The sequence below is a fragment of the Paenibacillus mobilis genome, from assembly GCF_058267595.1.
In genome coordinates, this window is record NZ_JBZCMS010000005.1 from 325,073 (window position 1) to 349,213 (window position 24,141).

Genomic DNA, 24,141 nt, shown 5'->3' on the forward strand with positions numbered 1-24,141 from the left:
GTTATTCGTCTCCTTTCGTTTGCTTTCCGTTTTCGTATTTAGCCAGCTTCTGGCGAAGCTCATCCAATTCCTTCTGCATAGCTTTCTTCTCAATGTCGCCCATCATGTAATCGAGATTGGATTCATCCATCCGGCCGTAGCCCTCCGGACCTCTGCGGTTATCATTCCCGAACTGCGGGGATCTTGGCGGCGTCGGCGGTGTAAAAGGCCCGCGCCGTCCGGAGAAACGCTCCTCGAAGTCCCGCTTGAAGTCCTGGTGGGAGAACCGGCGGTCCGGTCCGAAGCCTCCAGGGCCTGGTCCAGGTCCCGGCCCGGGGCCGGGATTATAATCGGAATTCCAGCCTCCGCCGTAAAAAGGATCATGCGGCTGATAAGGCTCCTTCGATACCACCAGCGAGGCGATCAGATAAATCAGGATCACCGCACCGCTTGTAAAAGGAATGGCGATGACGAGAAGCAGACGCAGAATGCCCGTACTGATGCCGAAGCTTTCCGCAAGTCCGCCGCATAAGCCGGTGATCCACCGGTCTCTGCGGGATCGATATACTCTGCTCACACGCTTACACTCCTTCCTGTTTGTTCAGCTTTTGTCTGAGACGCTCCAGCTCGCGCTCCAGCGTCGACTGCACGCTTGCGGCGCCGAAGCTGCCGCCTTGCCCGGCGGTTTCACCGCGCCGGAGCTCGCGCAGGCTGCGCTGCTCCCACTCCATATCGGATACGCGGTCCTCCAGCCGGCCGAACATTTTCGGCACGTCACGGTCGGTGCCCATACGCTGGTTCATGCGCTGCTGCAATCGCAGCGTCTCCATCCGCGCATAATAATATTGGCGTTTGCTGTACACCGTCTGATATTCGGTCTTCAGCTCCCCAAGCTGAAGCTCAAGCTCCTGCAGGGAATCAAAGCTTTGATTGTAGAGCTCTTCATACTGCTCGAGTTTTTCCTCGTACAGCATTTTTTCCTGTAAAGCCAGTTTGGCCAGGTTTTCTTCGCCGGCTTTCAAAGCCAGCAGCGCCTGTTCTTCCCTTTTGGAGCGCATGGCCTTAGCCTGCTCAACCTGCCCTTTTAAATTGCGGGTATGGCTGGAGCATTGCTGGTACAGCTTTTCTACTTCTGCAATCTCCTGCCGGGTTTCGTACAGAAACCGGTCAATCATTTGCACCGGATCCTGCGCCTGTTCCAGCCGTTCGTTTAGTGTAGCCAATGTGATGTCTCTAACCCGTCGAAATACGCCCATGCTGAGCTGTCCCTCCTAACCCTTTCGGATGTTGTGCTTATTATGGTCTGGTAAATACCGAGTTCTTCTCCCGGTTATCCGTGCCTTCTGCCATTTCTAAAAAACGAAATCCCGTACAGTACCACTCCGATGCCAATCAACGGAATGAGCAGCCAGGCCAGCTTGGCAAGCAGCACCAATACGCCGATGGCCAAAACGATCCAGCCGAAAAAGGCGTTGCCTCTGCGAATGCCGTAATAACCAAGTGCAATCATTGCCGCCGCAAAAATCAGCCCGAAGAAAAATCCGAACAAATGACCGAGCAGCGGGGTGAATTTACCAAAAATGATGAGCACCCCAATTACAATAAGTATAACCGCAAGTCCTTTAGATCCGCTGTTTCTCATATTGTTCACCGCCTCTCCTTTAACTACCTTATGACTCTATTCTAAGCTTCGGCGCCTTTTCTCAAAACAGACCGGGGGCGGTTTTTGAACCTAGACCAAAGTCGAGGATCGTTTCAGACCTGGAGATTACGGGACGCCAGCCTTTTGCGGATTTGTCCTTTATCCGATTAATGGTTTACATCAACTCCATTAAAATTTATACTTATAAATATCTTTCGCGAGCGTGTTTAGCGGAAAATCAAATCGTTTTACTTGGGAGGAGCCTGTCACCGACGGGTTCCTTTTGTCTTTTTCAAAGAGATTCGCTCTCCCTCCGCTTTTATTTTCGTCATTCACAGCTCACATCATGAAGAGTTCAACCTATTAAAGGAGGTAGTTATGCACGCTCAAGCCTGGTGGGCGGTTGCTATTTTTTTTGTAACCTACGCCCTTATCATCAGTGAAAAAGTCCACCGGACCATCGTCGCCATGTTAGGCGGCCTAATATTGATCGCCGCAGGCATCCTGAGCCAGGATTCGGCCCTGGAGCATATCGATTTTAATACGCTGGGCCTGCTTCTCGGCATGATGGTTATCGTCAATACGACGGCCGAAACAGGACTGTTTAAATTTATCGGCCTCTGGGCGGCCAAAAAAGCCGGCGGACATCCGGTCCGCATCCTTTGGATGCTGGCCGTCATTACAGCGGTAGCTTCCGCTTTTCTGGATAACGTCACCACGATCATGCTCATGGTTCCGGTCACCTTCAGCATCACCCGGCAGCTCAAGGTCCCGGTGTTTCCGTTTATTTTCACGCAGGTCGTGGCCTCCAATATCGGAGGCACGGCTACGCTGATTGGCGATCCGCCGAACATTATGATCGGCAGCAGCGTCAAGGAAATGACTTTTAACGCTTTTCTGCTGAATCTGGCTCCGATCGTCGTAATCATCATGGCAGTAAGCATCGGGCTGTTCCTACTAATTTTCCGCAAGCAGCTGGTTACCTCACAAGAGAACCGGAAGCTGCTGATGGGCTACAATTTGAACGGCATTATCCACGACCGGCCGCTCCTGATTAAAAGCCTAATTGTGCTCGGCCTGGTCCTGATCGGCTTTTTCCTGCATCAAGCCCTGCATTTGGAGTCGGCCACGGTCGCCTTGGCGGGGGCTTTCCTCCTGCTTTTCCTTACCGGGGAAAAAATTATGGAGCGCGCCTTTCGTTCCGTGGAATGGCCTACTTTATTTTTCTTTATCGGGTTATTTGTTCTGGTCGGAGGCCTTGTGGATACCGGCGTCATCTCGCTGCTGGCGGACCGGGCCATTTCGCTTACCGGAGGCGATGCGCTGGCCGGGAGCATGCTGATCCTTTGGCTGAGCGCGGTCGCATCCGCTTTTCTGGACAATATCCCGTTTGTCGCCACCATGATCCCTTTAATTCAGGACATGAACCAAATGGGCGTTCAGCCGATTGAACCGCTTTGGTGGAGCTTGTCCCTTGGAGCCTGTCTGGGGGGCAACGGCACTTTGATCGGGGCGAGCGCCAACCTCGTAGCGGCCGGCCTTTCGGCCAAGGAAGACGAGCCGATCAGCTTTCTGAAGTTTACCAAATACGGCTTCCCGCTGATGATCGTTACCGTCCTGTTATCGGCCGTGTACATATATTTGAGATATTTTTGAATTTAAACAAGCGCCTTTACTCCAGTTCTCGAAAGGATGAACCGGGTAGAGGCGCTTGTTTGGGGTTGGTTTGGTATGCTTATGTATGAATATCGCTAACCGGTATTTTATTTCTTTAAAGTTATTTGTGGTTTCTCTTGACCACTTTCCGCGTCAACTCCAGATACCGGACAGATTGCTCATAATTCCGGCTGGATACCGCCAGATACAGAATATCAATAAGGTTAAGCTGAGTAATCCGGGAAGAGGTGGCCCCACTGCGGATTTCCATTTCCGTTGAAGAGATAGACAGCGGAATATCCGCTAGCTCGCTAACCGGGTTGTTTCCGTAACGGGTAATCGAAATGACCGCGGCCCCCCGCTCTTTTGCATGTTTAAGACAATCCACAACCGGCGGATTCGTCGAAGAGGCCATTCGAATGGCTCGGTCAGAGGTATAAAAGAACCCGGCTGCGCCCAAAGTCTCCCCTCTATTTGAAGAGCCAAGTTCATCTATGCTATCCTTTTAGCACGGGCTATTTAAAGCTAAGGAGGAGAGCGCCTATGACAATACGCCGATTCGATTTAAGCGGTTTGAAGCTGATTTGTCTGTTTGCGCTCTCCTTGATTCTTTTTCTGACGCCTCCCCACAGCACCGCGGCTGCAGCCGCCACTTCTTTCACCTGGGTTCAGACAGCTGCAGAAACCAGTGATGCGGCAGAAACGGAGGAAATGGAAAACACCGTCCAGTTCCGTCCTGTCGTTCGCGCCTCCCTTCAGCAGGTCTTCAAAGACAACCTGCGCTTCTCCCCTATGCTGCTCTTTATTCTGTCGTTACTGTGCTCCGCTTACTTGGCCTTATCCTTTATGGCTGTCCGCCCTATTATCTCAAGGCGCCTCAAACAAATCCTGCTTTATCCTGTCAAATTCACCTCCAGATTTGTGGCTTAAATTCCTCCGATTCACTCATGGTTTTCGTTTTTTTCAAACCTAACCATCGGGTTTATTTTCGTGCTGCCATTTTGCGAAAAAAAAGTTCAACTGGAGGAATTTAAGCGATGAATTTGAAAGAAACCGATCTGCCGGGCATTGGCAAAAAATTTGTGGTTACCACCCGCAGCGGCGACAAGCTGGTTATTATCGTTCACGATGACGGAAGACGCGAGCTGTACCATTTCAAGCATGACGATGAAGAGGAAAGCATCTCCATGGTCACGCTAGACGATGATGAAGCCAGACATATCTCCGCTATTGTAGGCGGGATCAATTATAAACCCAAAGCGCTCGAAACCATCGAAGTCGCCCTCGATGATCTGATCATCGAATGGTACCGCATTGAGAGTGGATTTAAGTGTGTAGGGCTTTCAATCGGAGAGTTAAATGTAAGACAGCAAAGCGGCGCAACCATCATTGCTCTTATCGACCCTAAACACGGGAAGACAATTAATCCTGGTCCGGATGTAGTCATCACGGCCAATTCGATGCTGGTCGCCCTTGGCGAACGCCAGCACCAGAAGCAGCTCCGGCAAGTCCTCTTGAACGGGGGCGGTTAATTTGGACCATCTGATATTTGAGATTGGTTTGGCTGTGGCTTTGATCGCCGCAGGCGGATTTATTTCCGCTAAGCTGAGATTCTCCGTGATCCCCTTCTACATTCTCATCGGCATGGCCGTAGGCCCGCACGCTGGACAAATCTGGCATCTGGACTTTCGTTTTATTGAAAGCGCGCCTTTGATTGAATTTATGGGCCGGATCGGCGTATTGTTCCTTCTGTTCTATTTAGGACTGGAGTTCTCCGTGGGAAGGTTGATCAAATCGGGCAAATCGATTGCCGTTGGCGGAACCATCTATATAGCCATTAACTTCACATTAGGGCTTTTATTCGGCTGGGGGGCCGGGTTTCCGCTTCAGGAAACGTTGATTGTCGCCGGGATTACCACCATCTCTTCAAGTGCGATTGTCGCCAAGGTATTGGTCGATCTCAAGCGCACGGCCAATCCTGAAACGGAAATGATTCTGGGAATCATCATGTTCGAGGATGTTTTTCTCGCTGTTTATATCTCCATCTTGTCCGGCCTCGTCCTCAGCGGATCATCCACTCTTGGAGGCGTGCTGCTATCTGCCCTGCTATCGCTCGGCTTTATGCTGGTTCTCCTGATTGTCGGCCGCAAAGCCGTACCCCTGCTGAATAAGTGGCTGAATGTATCCAGCAATGAACTGTTTGCCTTAATCATCTTCGCCTTGCTGTTTATCATAGCCGGGTTCTCGGAGACCATCCACGTAGCCGAAGCGATCGGTGCGCTGCTGGTCGGCCTGATTCTCGCCGAAACGGAGCATGTCCACCGGATAGAACGCCTGATTATTCCGTTTCGGGATTTCTTTGGGGCCATCTTCTTCTTCAGCTTCGGCCTGACCATCGACCCTCTCGCCCTAGGAGGAGCCTTGTGGTATTCGCTTGGAGCGGTAGTCGTGACCTTGATCGGCAACTTTGCGGCGGGCATGTTTGCCGGCCGGAGTGCCGGATTATCTCCTAAAGCCTCCTCCAATATTGGCTTGACGATCGTATCGCGGGGGGAATTCTCCATCATTGTCGCCAACTTGGGCAAGGCTGGCGGACTTCTGCCGCTGATTCAGCCCTTTGCGGCTCTCTATGTGCTGATCCTGGCCATTCTCGGGCCGCTTCTGACCAAAGAAAGCAAACATATTTATAAGCTGCTCAACCGGATTTTCAAATTTGAGAAACGAAATCAGACGGATGAGAAAGCAGCCTTAGGCGATGACCCGGCCGGCTGATGTAAAGTATCCTTTCAGTCTACAAATATCAAGCTTTTATGACTTTTGGGTCCTGCTTTCGTCTCCGCCACTTGGGAGGCTTATTATGGACGACATATTCCCAAATCCGAATGAGATTGCCTCTATGGAAGTTGTGGTTGTGGAGGCATCAGGTAGTGAACAAATTGTGAGTTTTATCTTCGTAATCGCCGTTCTGCTGTTCGTTTATATTTGCATGATCAAAAAGGTGGGCTTTGCCGCCCCCAAAATCGCACGCATTTACTGCAGCCGGCATGCCGAGGTTGCTCTGGCCATCAAGCAAAGATTAAACCGCGAGACCCGGTTAATTTCCCCGCCGTCGCAGGCTGGCTCCAAAGCCCTGCTCAGCTGCGATACCAACCGGCTCGAAATCACCAGGCTTGCAGCCATTGCCAGGCTGGCGGACCCCGCATGCGATATTGAGGTTTCCGATTATTAAACCAAAAGCTTTAAAAACAGAAACAGCCAGCCGCAGGGCGCGACCCGCGGCTGGCTGTTTCTGTTTAAGAACGGAGAACGGCTTATCTATTTAACCGCCGAAACCGGCAGGTTAATGCGAAAATCCGCCGCTTCTATCCATTCGCCCTGAGCGAAGTCCCGTCCTTTAACCCGCACATGATCCGGATAAACCTCGACGTAAAAGCCCTGGCTTCCTTCTTTATGTTGATCTTCATCCGTCCACAAATAAGCTACGGAAGCCGCATTAAATATATGAGGCAGCTGCCCGTGTCCATCGAAATGGCAGTTCGGCGCCTCCATCTCCCAATGGGTATGCCCATTAAAAAGAATAACCTGCGGATGTTTGGCCAGCACGGCCTTCAATTCTGCGTCTTCGGTCACCCCGTACCACTCCTGCGCTTCATAGGAACCCGAAACGGTATTCAACAGCGGCTGATGCAGAAATACGAATACCGGTTTCCCCTCATCGACGTTCTCGCCCAGCTTCCGGTCCAGCCATTCAAGCTGTGCGCCCGATAAAGAACAAAAGGCTGTCAAACCTTTTTCCGTCCCCAGAAAAATAAAATGATACCCCTTGATCCAGTGATCATGGTAAGCCCCCGGCATGTCCGTCGCGGCGAGAAACTTCTCCAGACGGTCCGGCCAAACACCCAAGCCCAGCCCCACATCATGGTTGCCCGTTGCAGCTATCGGCAGAGGCAGCGTCCCGGCATGACCGCTCCAAAGGCGCCGCCATTCCTCGTATTCACGGGAAAAACCATGATCGGTCACGTCACCGACATGCAAAATGCCGTCCGTGTCCGGCGCATTCGCGGCGATATCCAGCAGCGCCCGTTCCAAATTTTTATTATAGGTATGTTCCGGATCTTCCGTAACATGGGTATCCGTGATCACCTGAAAGGATAATAACAAATCATTGTTCGCCGTTTCATTCTCCGCCATGCCGGATCAGCCTCCTTTAATGCTCATATTTAAACCCACTACCCCAACGACGATGATCACCATCCATAACATCGCGGATAGCGGCAATTTTTCTTGAAACACCAAACCTCCCGCAATGGAGATCAAAACAATTCCGATGCCCGACCATGTTGCGTATACGATGCTGATCTTCATGTATTTCAGCGCATAATTCAAAAACGTAAAACTCGCTCCATAGAAAATAAACATCAGCATGGAAGGAACCCACCGGGCAAAGCCATTCGACAGCTTCATGGATAACGTGCCGGAGAACTCCAGCACGATAGCCAAAAGTAAGAATAACCACCCCATACCTTTTTCCACCTTCCAGCATTATCTGGCTTCTTCTTTCATCCATCCCAATTCCAAATAAGATCGGATTACCCGGTCCGCTTCCGGAAAACCGTCTTCCGTTACATCCATGGCGCCGTCGTTCCGTATATCAAGTCCAACCGCCAAAGCCCCCGCCGCCTTGGCCATCATCATGTCGCCGTTTGTATCCCCGATCACGGCAGCCTCCCGGGGGGAAATTCCCAATCTGCGGCAGGCCTCCTCTACCATATCCGGAAACGGCTTGCTTTTGGATACCTGGTCCGCGCCTAAGCAAACGGAGAAATAAGATTCGGCGCCCAGCCATTCCAGATGTTTCACGGCAGCAGCCGTTTCATCGGAAGTAACCAGCCCGACTGGAACTCCGGCTTCCCGGCAGGACTCCAGAAAGGCTAGCGCCCCCGGCAGCAGCCGGACGGCTTTTTCCTGTTCAAGCGCAAAATCCGCATCCAGCCTGCATTGAACGGCCAGCTTTTTGGCTTCGGCCCAGGACAATCCCCGCCGAAAACCTTCCCACGCCAGCAGCGTCAGCAGCTCCTCAAGGGTACCCATGGAAAGCGGGCCGTTGCGGTCATAACCGGTGATGGAACCTTGCGGGTCATAGAGAATTCCCCATCGGGCCAGCATGCCGCCCTCCAAGGGCTCCAACCGTCTTGCTTCCAGCTCTTCGGAGAAACGGGCGAGCAAAAGCTCGCCCCAGCGTCCCCAGGTATAAACAAAATCAAGTATGGTGCCGTCCTTATCGAGCAAAACAGCCTGCAGCTCATAATCCTGTCCGGCAATCCTTAATCTAGGCATGGATTCGTCCTTTCATGGATGGAGCCGTTTATTTGTTCATTGCGTCAAGCGCGCGCTGTGCCGTTTCTTTGGCTTCCTTGAGCGCTTTTTCGGCCGGCACGTTGCTGATTTCCACTTTGTCCGCCGCTACCTTCAAGGCATCCGTAATTTTTCCTCCGGTTGGATCCTGGAACGGTTCGGAAGCGTGTGTAGCTTGTTTCAGCGGAATAGTTGCCTGCGGATTTTTTTGGCTGTAAGCGACGAAATCCGGGTTATCCAGCGCGGATTGGCGCACGGCAATGTATCCGGTATTCATGGACCAGAAAGCCGTATTTTCAGCGCTCATAAAGAACGTAAACCACTTAACCGCCGCCTGCTGCTGCTCCGGACTGGCTTTGGCCGGAATCCCCGCTAAGATCGCCTGCGCTACCGGTTTGCCTGCTCCTACTCCTTCAAAGCCAGGCTGCTCCATCGCCGAAACGAGGTTAAAGTCAAGATCGCCTTGGTCGCCGCTCGAACCGGTATATCCGGCAGCTTGGCCTTTCATCACGTCATCGATCGTTTTGTACCAATATTCCCAGCCTTGGCCGCCGGAGTGAATGCGCATGATTTTATCGTCAAAAATCCACTTGCGGAACATATCCCAGGTTTGGATCCACTCCGGAGAGTCGATCAGCACCGTTTTGCCGTCGTCGCTTAGAATTTTCCCGCCTTTGCTGTATACGGCATCAATCAGGTTGTCGGCGCCCCACATCGGTTCCCAGCCGTAGAAGGTCGTTTTGCCCCCTTCTTTCACAGTCATTTTTGCCGCGGCTTCGCCCAGCTTCTCCCAAGTTGTCAGATCTTCCGGTTTGATGCCGTTTTTCTCCAAAGCATCCTTCCGGAAGTACATCACCTGCGTGGTGCCGTACATCGGCAGGAAATATTGTTTGCCGTCCACTTTGCCTTGCTGCAGGAACGTCTGCACGACATCATCTGCATTAAAGTCAGGCTGGGCAGCCAGCAGATCGTCCAGCGGAGCGTAATATCCTTTGCGCGCCCAATCCACGTTGGAGGATAAAACGGCAGCCGGAACATTGCCCGAGGCAATCGCGGCCTGAAGTTTTTTCTCCGTTTCATCATAATCCGCCTGAACTACAGGTTTTACGATAACTTCCTTCTGGGAAGCATTAAATTTGTTGATTAAGGTCTGCATGTTGTCACCCAGCTTGCCGCCAAGTCCATACCAGAATTCGATCGTAACCGGCTCTTTCGCCGGCTCCGTCGAAGTTCCTCCGTTTGCAGAACTGTCTGAAGAGCTATCCGCAGAACTGGTGGCCGCATTCGCTTCGCCTGCTTGTCCTGCACTCGCCCCCGAATTTGAACCGCAGGCTGCCAGGGAGAACACCGAAAGCAGCAGCATCAAGCTGAGCAGTGACTTTTTCAACTTCATTTTTATTTCCCTCCATAAATTAGGTTTGATTACGACGTATTCGATTTGGAATTGAACCCCTGACTTTATCCATTCGTTTCAAGGACGAAGGGGTGTACAACCCTTTATCCTTTCGTTGCACCGGCAGAGAGGTTAACGCTCCGCATGATGGTGTTCTGCGTGAAGATAAACAACAGCAATAAAGGAACAATCGTAAAGGCGCTTGCGGCCATGATCAGCGGCCACTTCAATCCGTAAGCACCCCCCTCCACAAAAAAGCTGCGCAGGCCGGCGGAAACCAGCTGAAGATTTTGGCTTTTGGTGATCAGCATCGGCCAGAAATAGTTATTGTACTGCTCTATGAAAGTAATCAGCCCAAGCACGGCAAAGGAGGCGCGCGTGAGCGGGAATAAAATCATCCACAAAATCCGGAAATGGGAAGCCCCGTCCACCTGACCGGCTTCGATCAGTTCATGCGATACCTGCAGAAAGGCCTGCCGGATCAGAAAGATCGAAAAGACGCTGACGCAGTTGGACAGGATTAATCCGGCGTAAGAATCAAGCAGCCCCAGCTTGCCCAGCACAATGTATCCCGGCAAGTAGACTGCCGTACTCGGCACCATGTACCCGAGCAGCACGACGGCCGTAAAAAATCCCTTCAGTCTAAACTTCATATGGGTCAGCGCATACGCCATCATCCCGGAATTGATGACCTGAAGGACCACGATGGAGACGGCCACAAATAAGCTGTTCAGGATATACCGGTCAAAAGCGGCTGCATTCCAGGCTTCGGCAAACTGTCCCCACTTTGCCTGATGCGGCCACAGCGTCGGGGGAAACTGCCAGATTTCATCGTTGTTTTTTAACGCGCTGGTAGCCATCCAGTAAAACGGGAAAGCCATAACTGCCGAAGCAATGGCCAGCAGCAGATGATTAAGGGATTTTCCCACGAATTTGTATCCCGGCATAGTTGGTTTTCTCTCCTTTCTGCAGATTTAGGAATAATGGACCGTCCGGCGCCCCACCCCGAAGGAAAGCAGCGACAGCACCACGCAGCCGAACACCAACGTGATCGCCACGGCGGAAGCCTGTCCGATTTGAAAAGATTCAAAAGCAGCCTGATAATAGAGGTACAGCAAAGTCCGGGTAGAACCTGCTGGGCCGCCTTGAGTAAGCACATTAATCTGGTCATAAGCTTGAATGGATTGGATCAGCTGCATGACTACCAGGAAAAACGTAATCGGGGAAATTAGCGGCAGAGTCACGCTAAAAAATCTGCGCACGCTGTTTGCCCCATCGAGCTCGGCTGCTTCAAGCAGGTCTTTAGGGACATTGCGGAGGGCCACAAGGTAGAAAACCATAGCCCAGCCGGCCGATTTCCATACCGTGACCAAAAGAATGCCGACCAAAGCCCAGGTTGGGTCTTCCAGCCAGCGGACTCCCGAGAAACCCAACGCTTTAAGCAGCGTATTGGCCAGCCCGACATCCGGTTCAAAAATCCAGGACCAGACAATCGAAACCGCCACCGTCGGCGTCACCCAGGGGGAGAACAGCAGCACCCGGTAAAATGCTCCGCCTTTGAGGTTCCGGTTCAGCAGAAGGGCCAGCGCCAAGCCCAGCACGACAATCGGCACCACGCTGCCTGCGCAGAACAACAAGGTGACCCTTAGCGACTGGTAAAAAGCCGGATCCGTAAACAGGCTCCTGAAATTATCGAGACCAACGAAAGTCTTGACAGGACTCATGAAATCCCATTCCATAAAACTTAGGTACAAAATGTACCCGAGAGGAAAAAACCAGAACAACGCTAAAGGAATCATGGCCGGCAAGGTAAAGAGCAGGGCCTTCAGCTCCTCTACCCATCGAATTGTTTTCATTTCTCCTCCTTTTTGTTCATTATTTTTTGAATGTTTAACTCAAATAAGACATTTTCCCCCTAAAAAACTCATTCATTCAATAAATATTGTACGTTCGATTTAAAGGAGAAGGGTTATCCGAGCGTGAAAGTTCTTTCAGTTTTTTGTAAAATTTTATGACAGCAGGCGACTGCATTTTACCCAAGGCGGTGGAATTGTGAAGAAAGATCTTTCCGGAAAAATGAAAGAGCCCTCCAGTCCTTCTGAAGAGCTCCGATTAAAAGTCATAGACGCCATTGCCCAAACGATGGACTTGTATGGCGCCAACTATTCTTATGGCCAGCTTTATGCCATCATGTTTTTTGAAGACAGACCTATGACCCTCGAAGAAATGCAAGAGTATATGAACATGAGCAAAAGCAGCATGAGCTATGCGGTTCGCTCCCTGATGGAATCGAAAATGGTGTCCAAGCTGGGCGAGAAAGAAGAAAGAAAAGATTTGTATGTGGCAGAGACGGACTTTTTCAAAGCTTTCCAGTCCTTTTTTACAACCAAGCTGCAGCGGGAAATCGATGTCATGCGAAATGTCATTTCCGAGGTCTCCCCGAAATTGTCAGAGATCATTTTGGATATCGATACGCCGGAAGCCGAGCGGCAAAACGGTTTAAAAGATCTGCACAAGCTGCGTCACGCCGCCAACTACTACGAATGGCTCCAGCAATTCGTCGACGGCCTGCAGAACGGAAACTATTTTGAGGATTTAAGAAAACAAAACGCCTCCGGCGATTCTCAAAAAGATTCTTAATCCCAGGGCCCGTTCCATCTCCTGAGCCCCCTCTTCTCCCTCGGCGGCAAAAAACCAAAAGCCTTCAAGATCGCCTGTTCGCGGTTTTGAAGGCTTTTGTTGTGCCGCTTTTGTTTACTAAACAAAGTGAATGATTATTATTAGAGATTCCCCGAGCATAGGCTTTGAAACGATTTCTTTTTAACCTCATTTCTATAAAAATATGGAATCTTTCCTAATCAACCCCCAATAATCCGGGTTTTTATATTTTTGTTTACTGTACGTTTCGTAAATTGTATACTCTAAACAATAAATAAAATCGTGCTTGCATAGGGCTGCTGCAATTGGGGGATGACAGAAGATGAGGATGTCCGGATTATCTCAAGCCTACGTTTTTTGCCAAAAATATCGCTTAACGCTTTTGTTGTTTGCCCTTGGAGCCCTTCTGCGGCTGCTGCAGTTAGGTTCGGTTCCTCCGGGGCTGAATCAGGATGAAGCTTCAATCGGATATGACGCTTTTTCCATCCTTCATTACGGCATCGACCGCAACGGCGTGCATCTGCCCGTTCATTTGATTGCGTGGGGAAGCGGCCAGAACGCTTTATACGCTTATTTATCCATGCCTTTTATCGCCGTAATGGGGCTCACCCCGCTTTCGGTAAGGCTGCTGGGCGCCTTGGCCGGCATTGCCGCCATGCCCGTATTCTGTTTGCTTGCCAAACATATTTTCCGTTCCAAAGCGGCTCCTCCTGTCGCGATGCTGCTCATTGCCGTCAATCCGTGGCAATTCATGATGTCCAGATGGGCGCTTGAGTCCAATTTGTTTCCTACGCTTATTTTGTTTGCCGTTTATTGCCTGGTCAAAGCACTCCAATCGCCTCGTTGGTTTTATGCCTTTACCGCGGTTATGGCCGTTTCATTGTATGCGTATGGAACTGCCTATTTTTTTGTCCCTGTGTTCCTAATTCTGACGGCCCTCATGCTGTTACAACGAAAAAGGATCACCTGGCGCCTGCTGGTGCTGAATTTTTTATGGTTTTTGGTGCTTGGCTTGCCTATCTTCTTATTCCTGCTGATCAACTGGCTGAAGCTGCCCGCTATAAACACGCCGCTGTTCTCCATTCCGAGGTTGACCGTGCCTCGCGTTGAAACCGTTACCAATTTATGGGATGGACCTTTTTGGACTTCGCTGAAGGATCATTTTCACAGCTTTATTTCCCTTTTGCTCACCGGCAGCGACGGCCTGCCCTGGAACTCGATCCCCGGGTTTGGATACGCCTACCCGATAGGGCTTCCGTTTGCCGTGCTTGGCCTATTCGCCTCCATTTGGGCTTTGCGCAGCAAGAAAGAGCCTCTTCAAGCCATTATGCTTCTCTGGCTGGGCGCTTCCCTCCTGATGGTGTTCATTTTGGACGTCAATATTAATCGGGTTAATGTTCTATTTTATCCGATTATTTTTTGGATCTGCGGAGGCGTGTTGTATTTTTACCGATTAAAAAAAGGGTTGGGCGTCCTTGCCGTCGCGGCATTTGCCATTTACTTTTCCTTTTTTGCAGCCGACTATTTCGGGGACTATCCAAAGGAACTGGACACACTCTTTGCCGATCATTTAGGCGAAGCCATCGAATACGCCTCCGCCTCGACCCCGGGTACGGTTTATGTGAGCGGCCGAATTAACATGCCTTATATCTACGTGTTGTTTTACGAACAAACCCAACCACGCGACTTTTTGAACAGTGTGGTTTACGCCAATCCCGGCGAAGACTTTCAGCAAGTCTCTTCTTTCGGCAGATACCGGTTTGGCCTTCCTTTCCTTCTTCCTGACAAGCGGGCCGCCTATATCTTTGCCAAAGGCGAACCCCTTCCCGAAGAAAACCCGGGCCTCACATTCAAACGGTTTGGCGGTTATACGGTTGTGATTGCCCATAAATAGGGAGCTGATTATCAAAAAAGAAGGCTGCATAGAACCCTAAAGTTCCATGCAGCCTTCTTTATTCATAGGGGCCGCAGTCTGTCCTCCTCAACAGCCTATCCGTCAGTAACTGCCCGGAATCTGAATGGACAAAGCGCTTTTGGCCGGCATAGGGAAAGTGAGGATGTCGGATCCCTGAAGTGTTAAGCTGACCGTTTCCTCTTGCTCGCTGTCATTGAAGAGGACAACCGCCTTAGAAGAATCCTTGTTGACAAAAGCAACGGAATGAATCGCTTCCGCGCTCGATTCGGAGGCGATCCGCAAAGCGCCCGGACGGATCATTTTGCTGAAATGGGCCAAAGCGTAATAGTCCAAAGTATACACAAGCTCCCGCGTCTGCTGGTTGATTTGGACAATCCCCCGGCACGTGCTGGTACCAAAACCCGGCACCGTCGGCCCGTTATATTCATCCAGCGCCATATTCCACAAAATAAAGGATTTGCTGTGATGACGCAAAATTTCGATCCCCGTCCGCATGACGTTGCTGAAAGCCTGTTCGAAAGGCGGAATCCATTCCCCGCCGGAGCCTTCCGTGAAATGTACTTCCTTGCCCGGGAATTTCTCAAACACTTCACTTTGCGCCGACGGTTTCCCTCCATACCAATGCCAGGCTACGCCGTCCACCTGTTCATTCGCCTGCTCCAAGACGGACGACGGATAATCGGGACGATCCCAGTTATGATCGTAACAAAGAATTTTGGTATGGAGTCCATGGCTGAGGAATGCCGGTTTCAAATAATCCTTAACAAATTCCGTCTGCGCTTCAGGCAGCATTTTCATGCTTGGATAATGGCTTGGCTCATAAAGCGGTTCATTTTGCGGCGTCACCGCGTAAATATCAAGTCCCTGGTCCTGGTAAGCTTGAATATACCGTACAAAATATTCGGCAAAAGCCGGGTAATATTCTTTCTTCAGCTCCCCCGTTTTCATTGAACCGCTTGTTTTCATCCAGCCGGGCGCGCTCCACGGCGAGGCAAATAGCTTCACTTCGGGGTTCAGCTCCCTGGCCTTTTGCACCAGAGGAATAATGTCCTCTTCATCATGCGCAATGGAGAACCGCTCCAGCCCCGGATCAGTCTCGCCATCAGGCAGATCGTTATAGCTGTAAATGGATCTGGCGTAGTCCGAAGCCCCCATTGGATTTCTTAACACGGACAAACCAATGCCTTCCGCCGGATCGAACAACCGGGTCATGACCTCTGCCTGCTGCTCCGAATCGAGAATCTGGTGGATCAAATAAGCGGCCGAATCCGTAAAAGAGGCCCCGAATCCATCGATCTCCTGGAAGGTTTCTTTCTCGTCCAGCGTTACAATAACGTTCTCTCCTTCTGGCTTTGTGCTGCTCGCCAGCTGCTCCGGGGACTTCCGGATAAACAGTTCTCCCTCTCCTTTGGACTGGTAAATCAAAAGCTCGGACATTGAGTCGCCTCCTGATGTACAAATTAGGGGGAAGAAGAGCCCTTTTCAAGGCTCTTCTTCGTTGTTCATTACTTGATTCCCAGTTTCTCTCTGTTGCTCTGCATTTTTTCACTGCGAATATCTACGATTTTGCTCCAGCTGTTCTCATCCAGAAACTTTTTGTAGGCATCCAAGGTTTTATCGAAATCAGCATCTGTTTTGGCCCGGATCAGACTAACCAGCGTAGTATTCCAGTTCGTATCGATCGCGGACAACGCGCGGGCTTCCGGCGTGCCTTGATCCGGATTGATATTTTCCAGGATGAAATGCGGTTTCAGCTTGCCTTTGCCCCAATCCTGCATCTGTTTGATCGCATCCGGGGAGGAGTCTTTGTTAAGCGCTTTATAACGGTCGTGTCCGAAGAAAATGAACTCGCCCATCCGGTAGTCCTTTTTGAACTTATCGGAGTTGGTCAATTGGAGTTGTTTCACTTCCGGCAGGAATTCTACTGTTCCGTCTGCATTTTTCTTGTACGTTTCACCTTCGATACCGAAGTTGACCAACGCCTGGCCTTCGTCGCTCAGCAGATAAGTAAACACTTGAATGGCTTTCGCCGGATCTTTGGCTTTTTTCGTAATGTAGTTGATCATCCAGCCTGTAATCCCCGATTGGTTAAGCGTCGGCTGATTGCCCACCGTGCTTTGCGGTCCGTCGACAGCGACGTATTGATCGCCGGGATTGTTGGTCATAAATGTCTGCAGGTTTCCGCCCTGCTGCGGCACACCGTCAAGAAGCATCGTCGCATATTTGCCGGATTTAACTTTTTCCTCAAAGCCCGTTCCGTCATCCGCAAAGCTGTCATCGCTGATATCGCCGTTGCGATAAACCGTATTTAAGGTTTTGAGCCATGTCAGGTAATCCTGATCCAGGTTGCGGTTATAGAATTTGCCGTCTTTGTCTTCCAGCGGCACGCCCAGGTAATCCTGGAGCACATCTCCCAGCGAACCCGTGCCTGTTCCGATCGAGTTGAAACCAAACGGAATCAGCTGTGGGAACTGGCTTTTGATTTTCTCCATCGCGCTGACAAACTCTTCCGGCGTTTTCATGCTAGGTTTGCCGATCGCGTCATACACGTCCTGGCGGATCACAAACGCGGTTTTAGCCGGAATGGTACCGCTGTCATAATCGGCTTGCGTATTGGAGTAGTCCGGATAACCATAAGTTTTGCCGTCTTTCTGCTGGAACCAGTTCATGGTGTCCTTGGCCGCTACCTTGTCGAAATACGGATCATATTTTTCGGCCAGATCATTAAGCGGCAGCGCCCAGGTGGAAGCTTTCTGCGCAACCGGCGAGTTGGAATCAAAGATCGTAATTATGTCAGGCATATCGCCGCCGGCAAAAAATGTATTCAGCTTCGTATCGTCCCCGGTAATGAATTTAATGTTGATGTTCAAATCTTCTTTAATTTTTTTGGTGACCGTATCTTTGCCGAAGTCTGTATTCCACCAATCCGCATTCACGTACCAGGTTAAATCAGTCGTTTCCTTTTTCGTATCCAGCTTCCAGGCCGGCGTCGATGGATCCGGCGTATAACGTCCGTCTAACTCGGGGAGTGCGCTGCTTTTAGACGATCCGCCCCCGGATCCGCAGGCCGTAATAGTCAGCATAACGGCCAGCAGGACGGCTCCCATCGAAATTCCTTTTTTTCTCAATTTGCTCATTTTGATCATACTTGTTTACCTCCCTTTTTTTAAAGCGCTTACCATTTGGCTTGAGCTTTCGTTTCTTTTTGGCGTGCAGCTTGCTTCTATTCCTTCACCGCCCCCATCATAATGCCAGAGATAAAGTATCTTTGAAGCAATGGATAAATCACAACAATCGGCAGAGTGGTAATCACGATTGTCGCAAGCTGAACCCCTTTGGTGGTAGTTTCGATCACGGCCGAGCTCGCATTTTGCATGGACTGCGTCTGGGACTGCACAATGATCTCATACAGCTTCATCTGAAGCGGGTATAAGGCCTGATCGGTAATATACAGCTTGGTAGTCAAGAAATCGTTCCACTGCCCGACGCCGTTAAATAAGGCGATTGTTGCCATAGCCGGCATGGAAAGAGGTATAAAAATCTTCAGGAAAATGCGCCATTCGCCTGCACCGTCGATTTTGGCCGACTCCTCAAGCGCATCCGGCACATTCCGGAAGAAATTCATCAGGATTACCACATCGTAATAACTGAAAAGAGCCGGAATAATGTACACCCAGAAGGTGTTTAACAGTCCCAGGGACTTAATCAGGAGGTAGATCGGAATCATGCCGCCCGAGAAAAACATCGTAATGACGCCCATGGCCACGTACAGCCTGCGTCCACGCAGATTTTTTTTGCTGAGGGCGTAACCGATCATCGCACAGAAAAAGACGTGTGTAACTACCCCAAGCACGGTCTTGGATATCGAAATAAAAAACGCCTGCCAAATACTGTCGTCCTGGAATACGGCACGATAGTTTTCGATAGAAAACTCGGGGCTCCAGAATATAAAACCGCCTTCTGCCAATGCTCGCCCCGAACTTAATGAGGAAATGATGACATTCCACAAAGGAATGATGATAACCAGAGTAATGATAATAAGCAGCGTAGTGTTGAAGGCATTAAAGATGCGGCTGTTTAAGTCCTCCCTAATCGCCTTTCGATTCATGAAAATGCCTCCTCTTAGAGCACGGATTGATTATCGTTCAGCTTGCTGGTCACTTTATTGGCGGTAACAAGCAGAATGACGGAAACAATGGAAACGCCCAAACCTACTGCGGTTGCGTAGGAGAAATCCCCTTGCGTCAAACCCATACGGTATACGTAAGAGTTGATGACCTCCGCTTTTTCCCGGTTCTGCGAGTTCATCAGCACAAGGGTTTGATCCAGATTGGAGCCCAATAAACCGCTTACAGTTAAGATCAGATTTAAGCTGATGATCGATCTCATGTTAGGGAGCGTAATATTCCAGATTTGCCGCAGTCGGCTTGCGCCATCGATCTTTGCGGCTTCATAATAAGTCGGGTCGATTTTAGCCATGATGGCCAGATACAGAATCGTTCCCCAGCCGGCTTCTTTCCAAATGTCCGATAAAGTAGCGATCCACCAGTATTTGCCCGGATCCAGCAAAATGTTTTGTCCCTTTGAGATGATGCCGAGGTCAAGCAGTATCTCATTAAAGAGTCCTGTCGTCGAAAACCAGTTGATCATCATACCGCCTAACACGATCCAGGACAGAAAGTGCGGCAAATAAGAGATTGTCTGAACCATTTTTTTCAAACGTGTGTAGCTTAGTTCGTAGATCATAATCGCCAGGAGAATAGGGATAACAAACCCGATCCCCAATTTCAAAAAGCTGATACCCAAGGTGTTAACTACCGCGTCCCAAAAATACCGGTCCGACATAATAATTTTGAAATTATCCAAGCCCACCCATGGGGCTGAATCCAGCGTATCGATGACCGTGTAGCTTTTAAAGGCGATCGTAAGGCCATAGATAGGGATGTAACAAAAAATAATCATAAAAATAATGCCCGGAATGATCATGGACTGCAATTCCCGTTGTCTCCAGAAATCAACGGCAAAATCCTTGATTTTCTGCCCGAAAGTCCTTTTCTCAGGCAATTTGCCGCTGACCGGCTGCGTTACCGCCAATTTGGCCATATCTCTTCTCCCCTCCGGCCTCTCACCAGGTTATTAGTGAAATTCGCTTGCTAATAAAAACGTTTTTATAAAAAAGCATAAAAACCCCCTAAGCTCCCTCCCCCTACCCGAATCCGGCCAAATCCAACCGGTTCTAACGAATCCCCGGCCGTTTATTTCTTCTCCAGCTTAACCTGACTTGTTCCTCTGACGACAAGTTCGCCTTTTAACCTTTGACTCTGCCCCTGCTCCTTTTTCTCGATCATTCGGATCAGGTGTTCAATCGCCAGAATCCCCTGCCTTGCAATCTGATTCCTCACAGTTGTCAGGGGCGGCGAAAAATAAGGAGCTATATCAATATCGTCAAAACCCACTACGCTGACCTGCGTGGGCACCTCATAACCGTGATTTTGGAGCGCTTTTATACATCCGATTGCACTTAAATCATTCCCTGCCAAAAAGGCGTCCGGCAGCTGGTTAGGATGCTGATAGATAAACGACTTAATCGCGTTATAAGTACTCTCCTCCTCAAAATACCCCTGCAAAATGTATTCCTCGCTGGCCGGCAGCCCATAATTCCTGAGCGCAGCCAGGTATCCTTCCTTGCGCTGCTCACTGTCAAACATGGTTTCAACCCCTGAGATATAAGCGATTTTCTTATGCCCCAGGCTGATTAAATATTTCGTGGCCTCATAACCGGCTATGTAAGAATCAAAAATGATGCTGCCCATGGTGTCATTCTCAATATCGCGATCCAAGAACACAGCCTTGATTTTGTCCTTCTTCATCACCGCAATATCGTTTTCATCGATTCGCAATTCCTCATAAATAATAACGCCATCAACCCGGCGGCCTAATATATTGTTCATAATGACCTGCTTATCCCGGGTAACAAACACATTTAGTCCGTATCCGTAACGGTCGCATTCACGAGCCATCGTTTCAACCAGCTTATAAAAATAAGGTCCAGACACGCTTGTTGTGAAAAATCCGATCATATGCGTTTTCCCCGATTTCAGCAGCTTGCCATTAAGGTTAGGGACATAATTCAATCTCTGCGCTACCTGAAGGACATGCATTTTCGTCTCGGGATTAAGCACATCTACATCATTAAGCGCATTAGAGACAGTAGAGATGGAGACGCCTGCTTCGCGGGCTACATCTTTTATAGTTATCTTTGCCAAAGGTCTTCACCTCAAAATAAAAACGTTTTTATAGTCCTAAACTTATCATAAAAGCGCTTCCATGACAACCCAAATATTTCATAAAGTTTCGAAGCCGGCTCGTTGACAGCCCTCAATAAAATCACTAATATTAGAATGAACGTTCAATTTATAATAGCGGAGGTTTATTTTTATGAAAAAGAAACTGCCACTTGTGGCGGGAGCCCCCAGCAGCTGTCGAAATGCTGCAGCCGTTGCTTATGCAGCTTGGAAATATTCGATCGCCGCTCCCTCCCTTTTATTAACGGCCGAGCCGTCATCGTATGAGGAGAGAAAACAATGAAAAAACCGACCAAAACAGTCCTTATAACCGGAGCCAATTCAGGGTTAGGGTATGCATGCGCTAAATATATCGCTTTGGCGTCTTCCGAATATCATATTGTTATTGCGGGAAGAAGCGCTGAACGGATCGAACAAGCAACCCGATCGCTAATCAAGGAAACAGGCGTTAACCGCTTTACTCCTGTGCTAGTAAACTTAGCTTCATTAAACTCTGTTCAAGAGTTTGCCGTGCAATGGCCTTCTCTTAATCTCCCCCCCTTGTATAGTTTAATTTGTAATGCCGGGGTGCAATACACGAACCATATTGAGGAATCAGCAGAAGGATACGAAGCAACTTTTGCGGTTAATTATCTGGGACATTTTCTATTAACCAATTTGCTTGTTGAATATATGAGCGATAACGCGAGAATCATTATGTTATCAAGTATCAGTCATGATGATCGGGCTAAAACGCCCCTCCCGAAGCCCGTATTAAAAAAGGCTGAAGTGTTAGCTAGTCCCACACTCCCACCCGGTGAATCCATTTCTGACTTCCTGGGGAGAGCTTATACGACTTCGAAATTATGTATCCTCATGTTTGCCTATGAGCTTGAAAGAAGACTACATGCGTCTGGCCGGAGCGATATCTCCGTCAATACATTCGATCCAGGCGGAATGTTAACCGGGATGGTAAGGGAATGGAAGCCGGCTGCACGCTTTATGATGAAACTGCTATGGCCATTACTTCGGCTTGCACCAAATGCAAGTACACCGCAAAGCTCAGCTAGAGTACTAGCCGAAATGGCGATATCTGAAAAGTATCAGCAAATTTCCGGAAAATTTTTCAGTATGATTGGTTCATACCGGCAAGGCGCCAGAGAAAAACAAACGTCGGTCATTTCATACGATAAGCAGAAAGCTCGGGAATTATGGGAAGGAAGCGAACGTCTAATCAAGGATAGAGGATTTAAGAGGATGCAATTTTAGCTTTGCTCATTCGACATGGACTCTAGCAGACTAGTAGAAAAAATAAACAAGCCCACTAGAATTAATCTAATGGGCTTGTTTGTTAGGTATGATGCCGGTGAAGGGACTCGAACCCCCACGGTTTCCCTCACGATTTTGAGTCGCGCGCGTCTGCCAATTCCGCCACACCGGCTTATTAAATTAGAAGTATATATGGCGTGCCCTAAGAGATTCGAACTCCTGACCTTTTGATTCGTAGTCAAACGCTCTATCCAGCTGAGCTAAGGGCACATATTAGATATACAACTTCAAAAAATATACTGGAGGCGCCACCCAGACTCGAACTGGGGATAAAGCTTTTGCAGAGCTGTGCCTTACCACTTGGCTATGGCGCCAAAATAATGGAGCGGACGACGGGAATCGAACCCGCGACCCTCGCCTTGGCAAGGCGATGCTCTACCGCTGAGCCACGTCCGCAAAATGGCTGGGGATATAGGATTCGAACCTATGCATGACGGAGTCAAAGTCCGTTGCCTTACCGCTTGGCTAATCCCCAACAAGGTTTTGAAAATGAAATGGGGCGATCGATGGGACTTGAACCCACGAATGCCGGAGCCACAATCCGGTGCGTTAACCCCTTCGCCACGACCGCCATAAAGACTTTCTTATTCTGTTTTAAAAATTGGCAGGGGCAGCAGGAATTGAACCCACACCAAAGGTTTTGGAGACCTTTGTTCTACCTTTAAACTATGCCCCTATATAAACTGGTGGAGGCTGATGGATTCGAACCACCGAACCCGTAAGGGAGCAGATTTACAGTCTGATGCGTTTGGCCACTTCGCTAAGCCTCCACAGTAAATGGTGCCGTCGAGAGGACTTGAACCCCCAACCTACTGATTACAAGTCAGTTGCTCTACCAGTTGAGCTACAACGGCTTATTCAATTGTAAAAATGGTGGCTCGGGACGGAATCGAACCGCCGACACGAGGATTTTCAGTCCTCTGCTCTACCGACTGAGCTACCGAGCCAAAAACATGGCGGAACCGACGGGATTCGAACCCGCGATCTCCTGCGTGACAGGCAGGCATGTTAGGCCTCTACACCACGGTTCCACAGCCTAAGTCTTTCATAAGATCCCTCATGGGGATTATTGCGGGGGCAGGATTTGAACCTGCGGCCTTCGGGTTATGAGCCCGACGAGCTACCGGGCTGCTCCACCCCGCGTCGTTATAAAATATAAAATTGTAAATGGTGGAGGCTGAGGGGATCGAACCCCCGACCCTCTGCTTGTAAGGCAGATGCTCTCCCAGCTGAGCTAAGCCTCCAAATTGAACACAATATTTAGTATATCATATTCTTAACAAGTTAGTCAACTTCAAAATATTGAAGTTAATGGTGACCCGTAGGGGATTCGAACCCCTGTTACCTCCGTGAAAGGGAGGTGTCTTAACCCCTTGACCAACGGGCCTTACTATAATGGCGGAGAGAGAGGGATTCGAACCCTCGAGACGCTTGTGACGCCTACACGATTTCCAATCGTGCTCCTTCGGCCAACTCGGACACCTCTCCATATGGCTCCCCGAACAGGACTCGAACCTGTGACAACTCGATTAACAGTCGAGTGCTCTACCAACTGAGCTATCAGGGAATATAAGTTTCAAGTGTTTGATCACCTGAAAACTGGATACGAAACAATTATTTGCCGAATTAGCCCCTACTTGGTTTCCCGGGGTCCCCGAAAAGTACTCGGTAGTACTCTCCGAAGCCTCCGCTTCACTTTTTGGGGGATCTTGGATAAGCCCTCGACCGATTAGTACTGGTCAGCTCCATGCATTGCTGCACTTCCACCCCCAGCCTATCTACCTCGTCGTCTTCAAGGGGTCTTACTAATTGGGAAATCTCATCTTGAGGGGGGCTTCACGCTTAGATGCTTTCAGCGCTTATCCCTTCCGCACTTAGCTACCCAGCTGTGCTCCTGGCGGAACAACTGGTGCACCAGCGGTGCGTCCAT

The 24,141-nt window shown here is 49.7% G+C and carries 24 protein-coding genes, 16 tRNA genes and 1 rRNA gene; 9 read left to right on the plus strand and 32 right to left on the minus strand.

The annotated features are described in order from the left end of the window. Position 1 precedes the first annotated feature (1 nt). The 3 genes from AC3ZPD_RS12275 to AC3ZPD_RS12285 all read right to left on the minus strand — a co-directional run bounded on the left by AC3ZPD_RS12275 (position 2) and on the right by AC3ZPD_RS12285 (position 1,621). Positions 2-556 (minus strand): PspC domain-containing protein, encoded by a 555-nt coding sequence (locus AC3ZPD_RS12275; protein ID WP_490984581.1) that lies wholly within the window; start codon positions 554-556, stop codon positions 2-4. Positions 557-560: 4 nt separating this feature from the next. Beyond that, the gene (locus AC3ZPD_RS12280) at positions 561-1,235 is read right to left on the minus strand and encodes a PspA/IM30 family protein (protein ID WP_490984582.1); all 675 of its coding nucleotides are present in this window, start codon (positions 1,233-1,235) and stop codon (positions 561-563) included. Positions 1,236-1,309: 74 nt separating this feature from the next. Further along, complete coding sequence (locus AC3ZPD_RS12285) at positions 1,310-1,621, minus strand: hypothetical protein (RefSeq protein WP_490984583.1); 312 nt, start codon at positions 1,619-1,621, stop codon at positions 1,310-1,312. 378 nt (positions 1,622-1,999) lie between these two features. Here AC3ZPD_RS12285 and AC3ZPD_RS12290 point away from each other — a divergent pair, with 378 nt between their 5' ends. Further along, complete coding sequence (locus AC3ZPD_RS12290; protein WP_490984584.1) at positions 2,000-3,277, plus strand: ArsB/NhaD family transporter; 1,278 nt, start codon at positions 2,000-2,002, stop codon at positions 3,275-3,277. 121 nt (positions 3,278-3,398) lie between these two features. Here AC3ZPD_RS12290 and AC3ZPD_RS12295 read toward each other — a convergent pair whose 3' ends face one another. Then, positions 3,399-3,692, minus strand: a complete 294-nt coding sequence (locus AC3ZPD_RS12295; RefSeq protein WP_490984585.1) for a MurR/RpiR family transcriptional regulator — start codon at positions 3,690-3,692, stop codon at positions 3,399-3,401. A gap of 128 nt (positions 3,693-3,820) precedes the next feature. Here AC3ZPD_RS12295 and AC3ZPD_RS12300 point away from each other — a divergent pair, with 128 nt between their 5' ends. From AC3ZPD_RS12300 to AC3ZPD_RS12315, 4 genes are all read left to right on the plus strand, one after another. Then, positions 3,821-4,207 carry a hypothetical protein gene (locus AC3ZPD_RS12300; RefSeq protein ID WP_490984586.1) on the plus strand — a complete coding sequence of 129 codons (387 nt, stop codon included), beginning with the start codon at positions 3,821-3,823 and terminating at the stop codon, positions 4,205-4,207. 107 nt (positions 4,208-4,314) lie between these two features. Continuing rightward, positions 4,315-4,809 carry a cation:proton antiporter regulatory subunit gene (locus tag AC3ZPD_RS12305; protein ID WP_490984587.1) on the plus strand — a complete coding sequence of 165 codons (495 nt, stop codon included), beginning with the start codon at positions 4,315-4,317 and terminating at the stop codon, positions 4,807-4,809. A 1-nt stretch (position 4,810) separates the two neighbouring features. Next, positions 4,811-6,049, plus strand: a complete 1,239-nt coding sequence (locus AC3ZPD_RS12310) for a cation:proton antiporter (protein ID WP_490984588.1) — start codon at positions 4,811-4,813, stop codon at positions 6,047-6,049. 85 nt (positions 6,050-6,134) lie between these two features. After that, positions 6,135-6,506, plus strand: a complete 372-nt coding sequence (locus AC3ZPD_RS12315; protein ID WP_490984589.1) for a hypothetical protein — start codon at positions 6,135-6,137, stop codon at positions 6,504-6,506. Between the two features lie 86 nt (positions 6,507-6,592). Here the strand turns inward: AC3ZPD_RS12315 and AC3ZPD_RS12320 are convergent, their stop codons facing one another. The 6 genes from AC3ZPD_RS12320 to AC3ZPD_RS12345 form a co-directional block, all read right to left on the minus strand. After that, positions 6,593-7,468 (minus strand): metallophosphoesterase family protein, encoded by an 876-nt coding sequence (locus AC3ZPD_RS12320; protein ID WP_490984590.1) that lies wholly within the window; start codon positions 7,466-7,468, stop codon positions 6,593-6,595. A 6-nt stretch (positions 7,469-7,474) separates the two neighbouring features. After that, positions 7,475-7,798, minus strand: coding sequence for a DMT family transporter (locus AC3ZPD_RS12325; protein ID WP_490984591.1), 324 nt, complete (start codon positions 7,796-7,798; stop codon positions 7,475-7,477). Between the two features lie 21 nt (positions 7,799-7,819). After that, entirely contained in the window at positions 7,820-8,614 is a 795-nt protein-coding gene (locus tag AC3ZPD_RS12330; protein WP_490984592.1) for an HAD family hydrolase, read from the minus strand. A 28-nt stretch (positions 8,615-8,642) separates the two neighbouring features. Continuing rightward, a complete protein-coding gene (locus AC3ZPD_RS12335; RefSeq protein ID WP_490984593.1) occupies positions 8,643-10,025 on the minus strand; it encodes an ABC transporter substrate-binding protein in 1,383 nt (460 codons plus the stop codon). A 104-nt stretch (positions 10,026-10,129) separates the two neighbouring features. Then, the gene (locus AC3ZPD_RS12340) at positions 10,130-10,972 is read right to left on the minus strand and encodes a carbohydrate ABC transporter permease (RefSeq protein ID WP_490984594.1); all 843 of its coding nucleotides are present in this window, start codon (positions 10,970-10,972) and stop codon (positions 10,130-10,132) included. A gap of 27 nt (positions 10,973-10,999) precedes the next feature. Next, on the minus strand, positions 11,000-11,881 hold the full coding sequence (locus tag AC3ZPD_RS12345) for a carbohydrate ABC transporter permease (protein WP_490984595.1): 882 nt from the start codon (positions 11,879-11,881) through the stop codon (positions 11,000-11,002). Between the two features lie 220 nt (positions 11,882-12,101). On the opposite strand from AC3ZPD_RS12345, the gene AC3ZPD_RS12350 reads away from it, so the two are divergent. Both AC3ZPD_RS12350 and AC3ZPD_RS12355 read left to right on the plus strand, forming a co-directional pair. Beyond that, positions 12,102-12,665 carry a GbsR/MarR family transcriptional regulator gene (locus AC3ZPD_RS12350; protein ID WP_490984617.1) on the plus strand — a complete coding sequence of 188 codons (564 nt, stop codon included), beginning with the start codon at positions 12,102-12,104 and terminating at the stop codon, positions 12,663-12,665. A 340-nt stretch (positions 12,666-13,005) separates the two neighbouring features. Continuing rightward, entirely contained in the window at positions 13,006-14,577 is a 1,572-nt protein-coding gene (locus AC3ZPD_RS12355; protein ID WP_490984596.1) for a hypothetical protein, read from the plus strand. A 102-nt stretch (positions 14,578-14,679) separates the two neighbouring features. Here AC3ZPD_RS12355 and AC3ZPD_RS12360 read toward each other — a convergent pair whose 3' ends face one another. The 5 genes from AC3ZPD_RS12360 to AC3ZPD_RS12380 form a co-directional block, all read right to left on the minus strand. Further along, a complete protein-coding gene (locus AC3ZPD_RS12360; RefSeq protein WP_490984597.1) occupies positions 14,680-16,035 on the minus strand; it encodes a glycoside hydrolase family 30 protein in 1,356 nt (451 codons plus the stop codon). Between the two features lie 68 nt (positions 16,036-16,103). After that, positions 16,104-17,744 carry a type 2 periplasmic-binding domain-containing protein gene (locus tag AC3ZPD_RS12365; protein WP_490984598.1) on the minus strand — a complete coding sequence of 547 codons (1,641 nt, stop codon included), beginning with the start codon at positions 17,742-17,744 and terminating at the stop codon, positions 16,104-16,106. Positions 17,745-17,821: 77 nt separating this feature from the next. Beyond that, a complete protein-coding gene (locus tag AC3ZPD_RS12370; protein ID WP_490984599.1) occupies positions 17,822-18,706 on the minus strand; it encodes a carbohydrate ABC transporter permease in 885 nt (294 codons plus the stop codon). 14 nt (positions 18,707-18,720) lie between these two features. Continuing rightward, positions 18,721-19,701, minus strand: a complete 981-nt coding sequence (locus AC3ZPD_RS12375; RefSeq protein WP_490984600.1) for an ABC transporter permease — start codon at positions 19,699-19,701, stop codon at positions 18,721-18,723. A 152-nt stretch (positions 19,702-19,853) separates the two neighbouring features. Then, positions 19,854-20,864: a LacI family DNA-binding transcriptional regulator gene (locus AC3ZPD_RS12380; protein WP_490984601.1), complete on the minus strand. Its 1,011-nt coding sequence runs from the start codon at positions 20,862-20,864 to the stop codon at positions 19,854-19,856. A gap of 172 nt (positions 20,865-21,036) precedes the next feature. Between AC3ZPD_RS12380 and AC3ZPD_RS12385 the strand changes: the two genes are divergently transcribed. Next, entirely contained in the window at positions 21,037-21,186 is a 150-nt protein-coding gene (locus AC3ZPD_RS12385; RefSeq protein WP_490984602.1) for a hypothetical protein, read from the plus strand. Further along, positions 21,183-22,151 carry an SDR family NAD(P)-dependent oxidoreductase gene (locus AC3ZPD_RS12390; RefSeq protein WP_490984603.1) on the plus strand — a complete coding sequence of 323 codons (969 nt, stop codon included), beginning with the start codon at positions 21,183-21,185 and terminating at the stop codon, positions 22,149-22,151. The genes AC3ZPD_RS12385 and AC3ZPD_RS12390 overlap by 4 nt, the downstream gene beginning before the upstream one ends. A 92-nt stretch (positions 22,152-22,243) precedes the next feature. On the opposite strand, the gene AC3ZPD_RS12395 is transcribed toward AC3ZPD_RS12390, so the two are convergent. The 17 genes from AC3ZPD_RS12395 to AC3ZPD_RS12475 form a co-directional block, all read right to left on the minus strand. Continuing rightward, a tRNA-Leu gene (locus tag AC3ZPD_RS12395) sits at positions 22,244-22,323 on the minus strand. 21 nt (positions 22,324-22,344) lie between these two features. Beyond that, positions 22,345-22,421, minus strand: a tRNA-Arg gene (locus AC3ZPD_RS12400). A 30-nt stretch (positions 22,422-22,451) separates the two neighbouring features. Beyond that, positions 22,452-22,525, minus strand: a tRNA-Cys gene (locus AC3ZPD_RS12405). A 7-nt stretch (positions 22,526-22,532) separates the two neighbouring features. Then, positions 22,533-22,607 (minus strand) — tRNA-Gly (locus tag AC3ZPD_RS12410). Between the two features lie 4 nt (positions 22,608-22,611). Next, positions 22,612-22,686, minus strand: a tRNA-Gln gene (locus AC3ZPD_RS12415). Positions 22,687-22,706: 20 nt separating this feature from the next. Beyond that, positions 22,707-22,782 (minus strand) — tRNA-His (locus tag AC3ZPD_RS12420). Positions 22,783-22,813: 31 nt separating this feature from the next. Further along, positions 22,814-22,887 (minus strand) — tRNA-Trp (locus tag AC3ZPD_RS12425). An 8-nt stretch (positions 22,888-22,895) separates the two neighbouring features. Beyond that, a tRNA-Tyr gene (locus tag AC3ZPD_RS12430) sits at positions 22,896-22,981 on the minus strand. A gap of 8 nt (positions 22,982-22,989) precedes the next feature. Further along, positions 22,990-23,065: transfer RNA gene (locus tag AC3ZPD_RS12435), tRNA-Thr, on the minus strand. 17 nt (positions 23,066-23,082) lie between these two features. Beyond that, positions 23,083-23,158: transfer RNA gene (locus AC3ZPD_RS12440), tRNA-Phe, on the minus strand. A gap of 7 nt (positions 23,159-23,165) precedes the next feature. Then, positions 23,166-23,242 (minus strand) — tRNA-Asp (locus tag AC3ZPD_RS12445). Positions 23,243-23,280: 38 nt separating this feature from the next. Then, positions 23,281-23,354 (minus strand) — tRNA-Met (locus AC3ZPD_RS12450). 25 nt (positions 23,355-23,379) lie between these two features. After that, positions 23,380-23,455, minus strand: a tRNA-Val gene (locus tag AC3ZPD_RS12455). 68 nt (positions 23,456-23,523) lie between these two features. Next, positions 23,524-23,598, minus strand: a tRNA-Glu gene (locus AC3ZPD_RS12460). Between the two features lie 9 nt (positions 23,599-23,607). Further along, positions 23,608-23,699, minus strand: a tRNA-Ser gene (locus AC3ZPD_RS12465). 3 nt (positions 23,700-23,702) lie between these two features. Further along, a tRNA-Asn gene (locus AC3ZPD_RS12470) sits at positions 23,703-23,778 on the minus strand. A gap of 142 nt (positions 23,779-23,920) precedes the next feature. Next, a 23S ribosomal RNA gene (locus AC3ZPD_RS12475) occupies positions 23,921-24,141 on the minus strand; the annotation flags it as partial.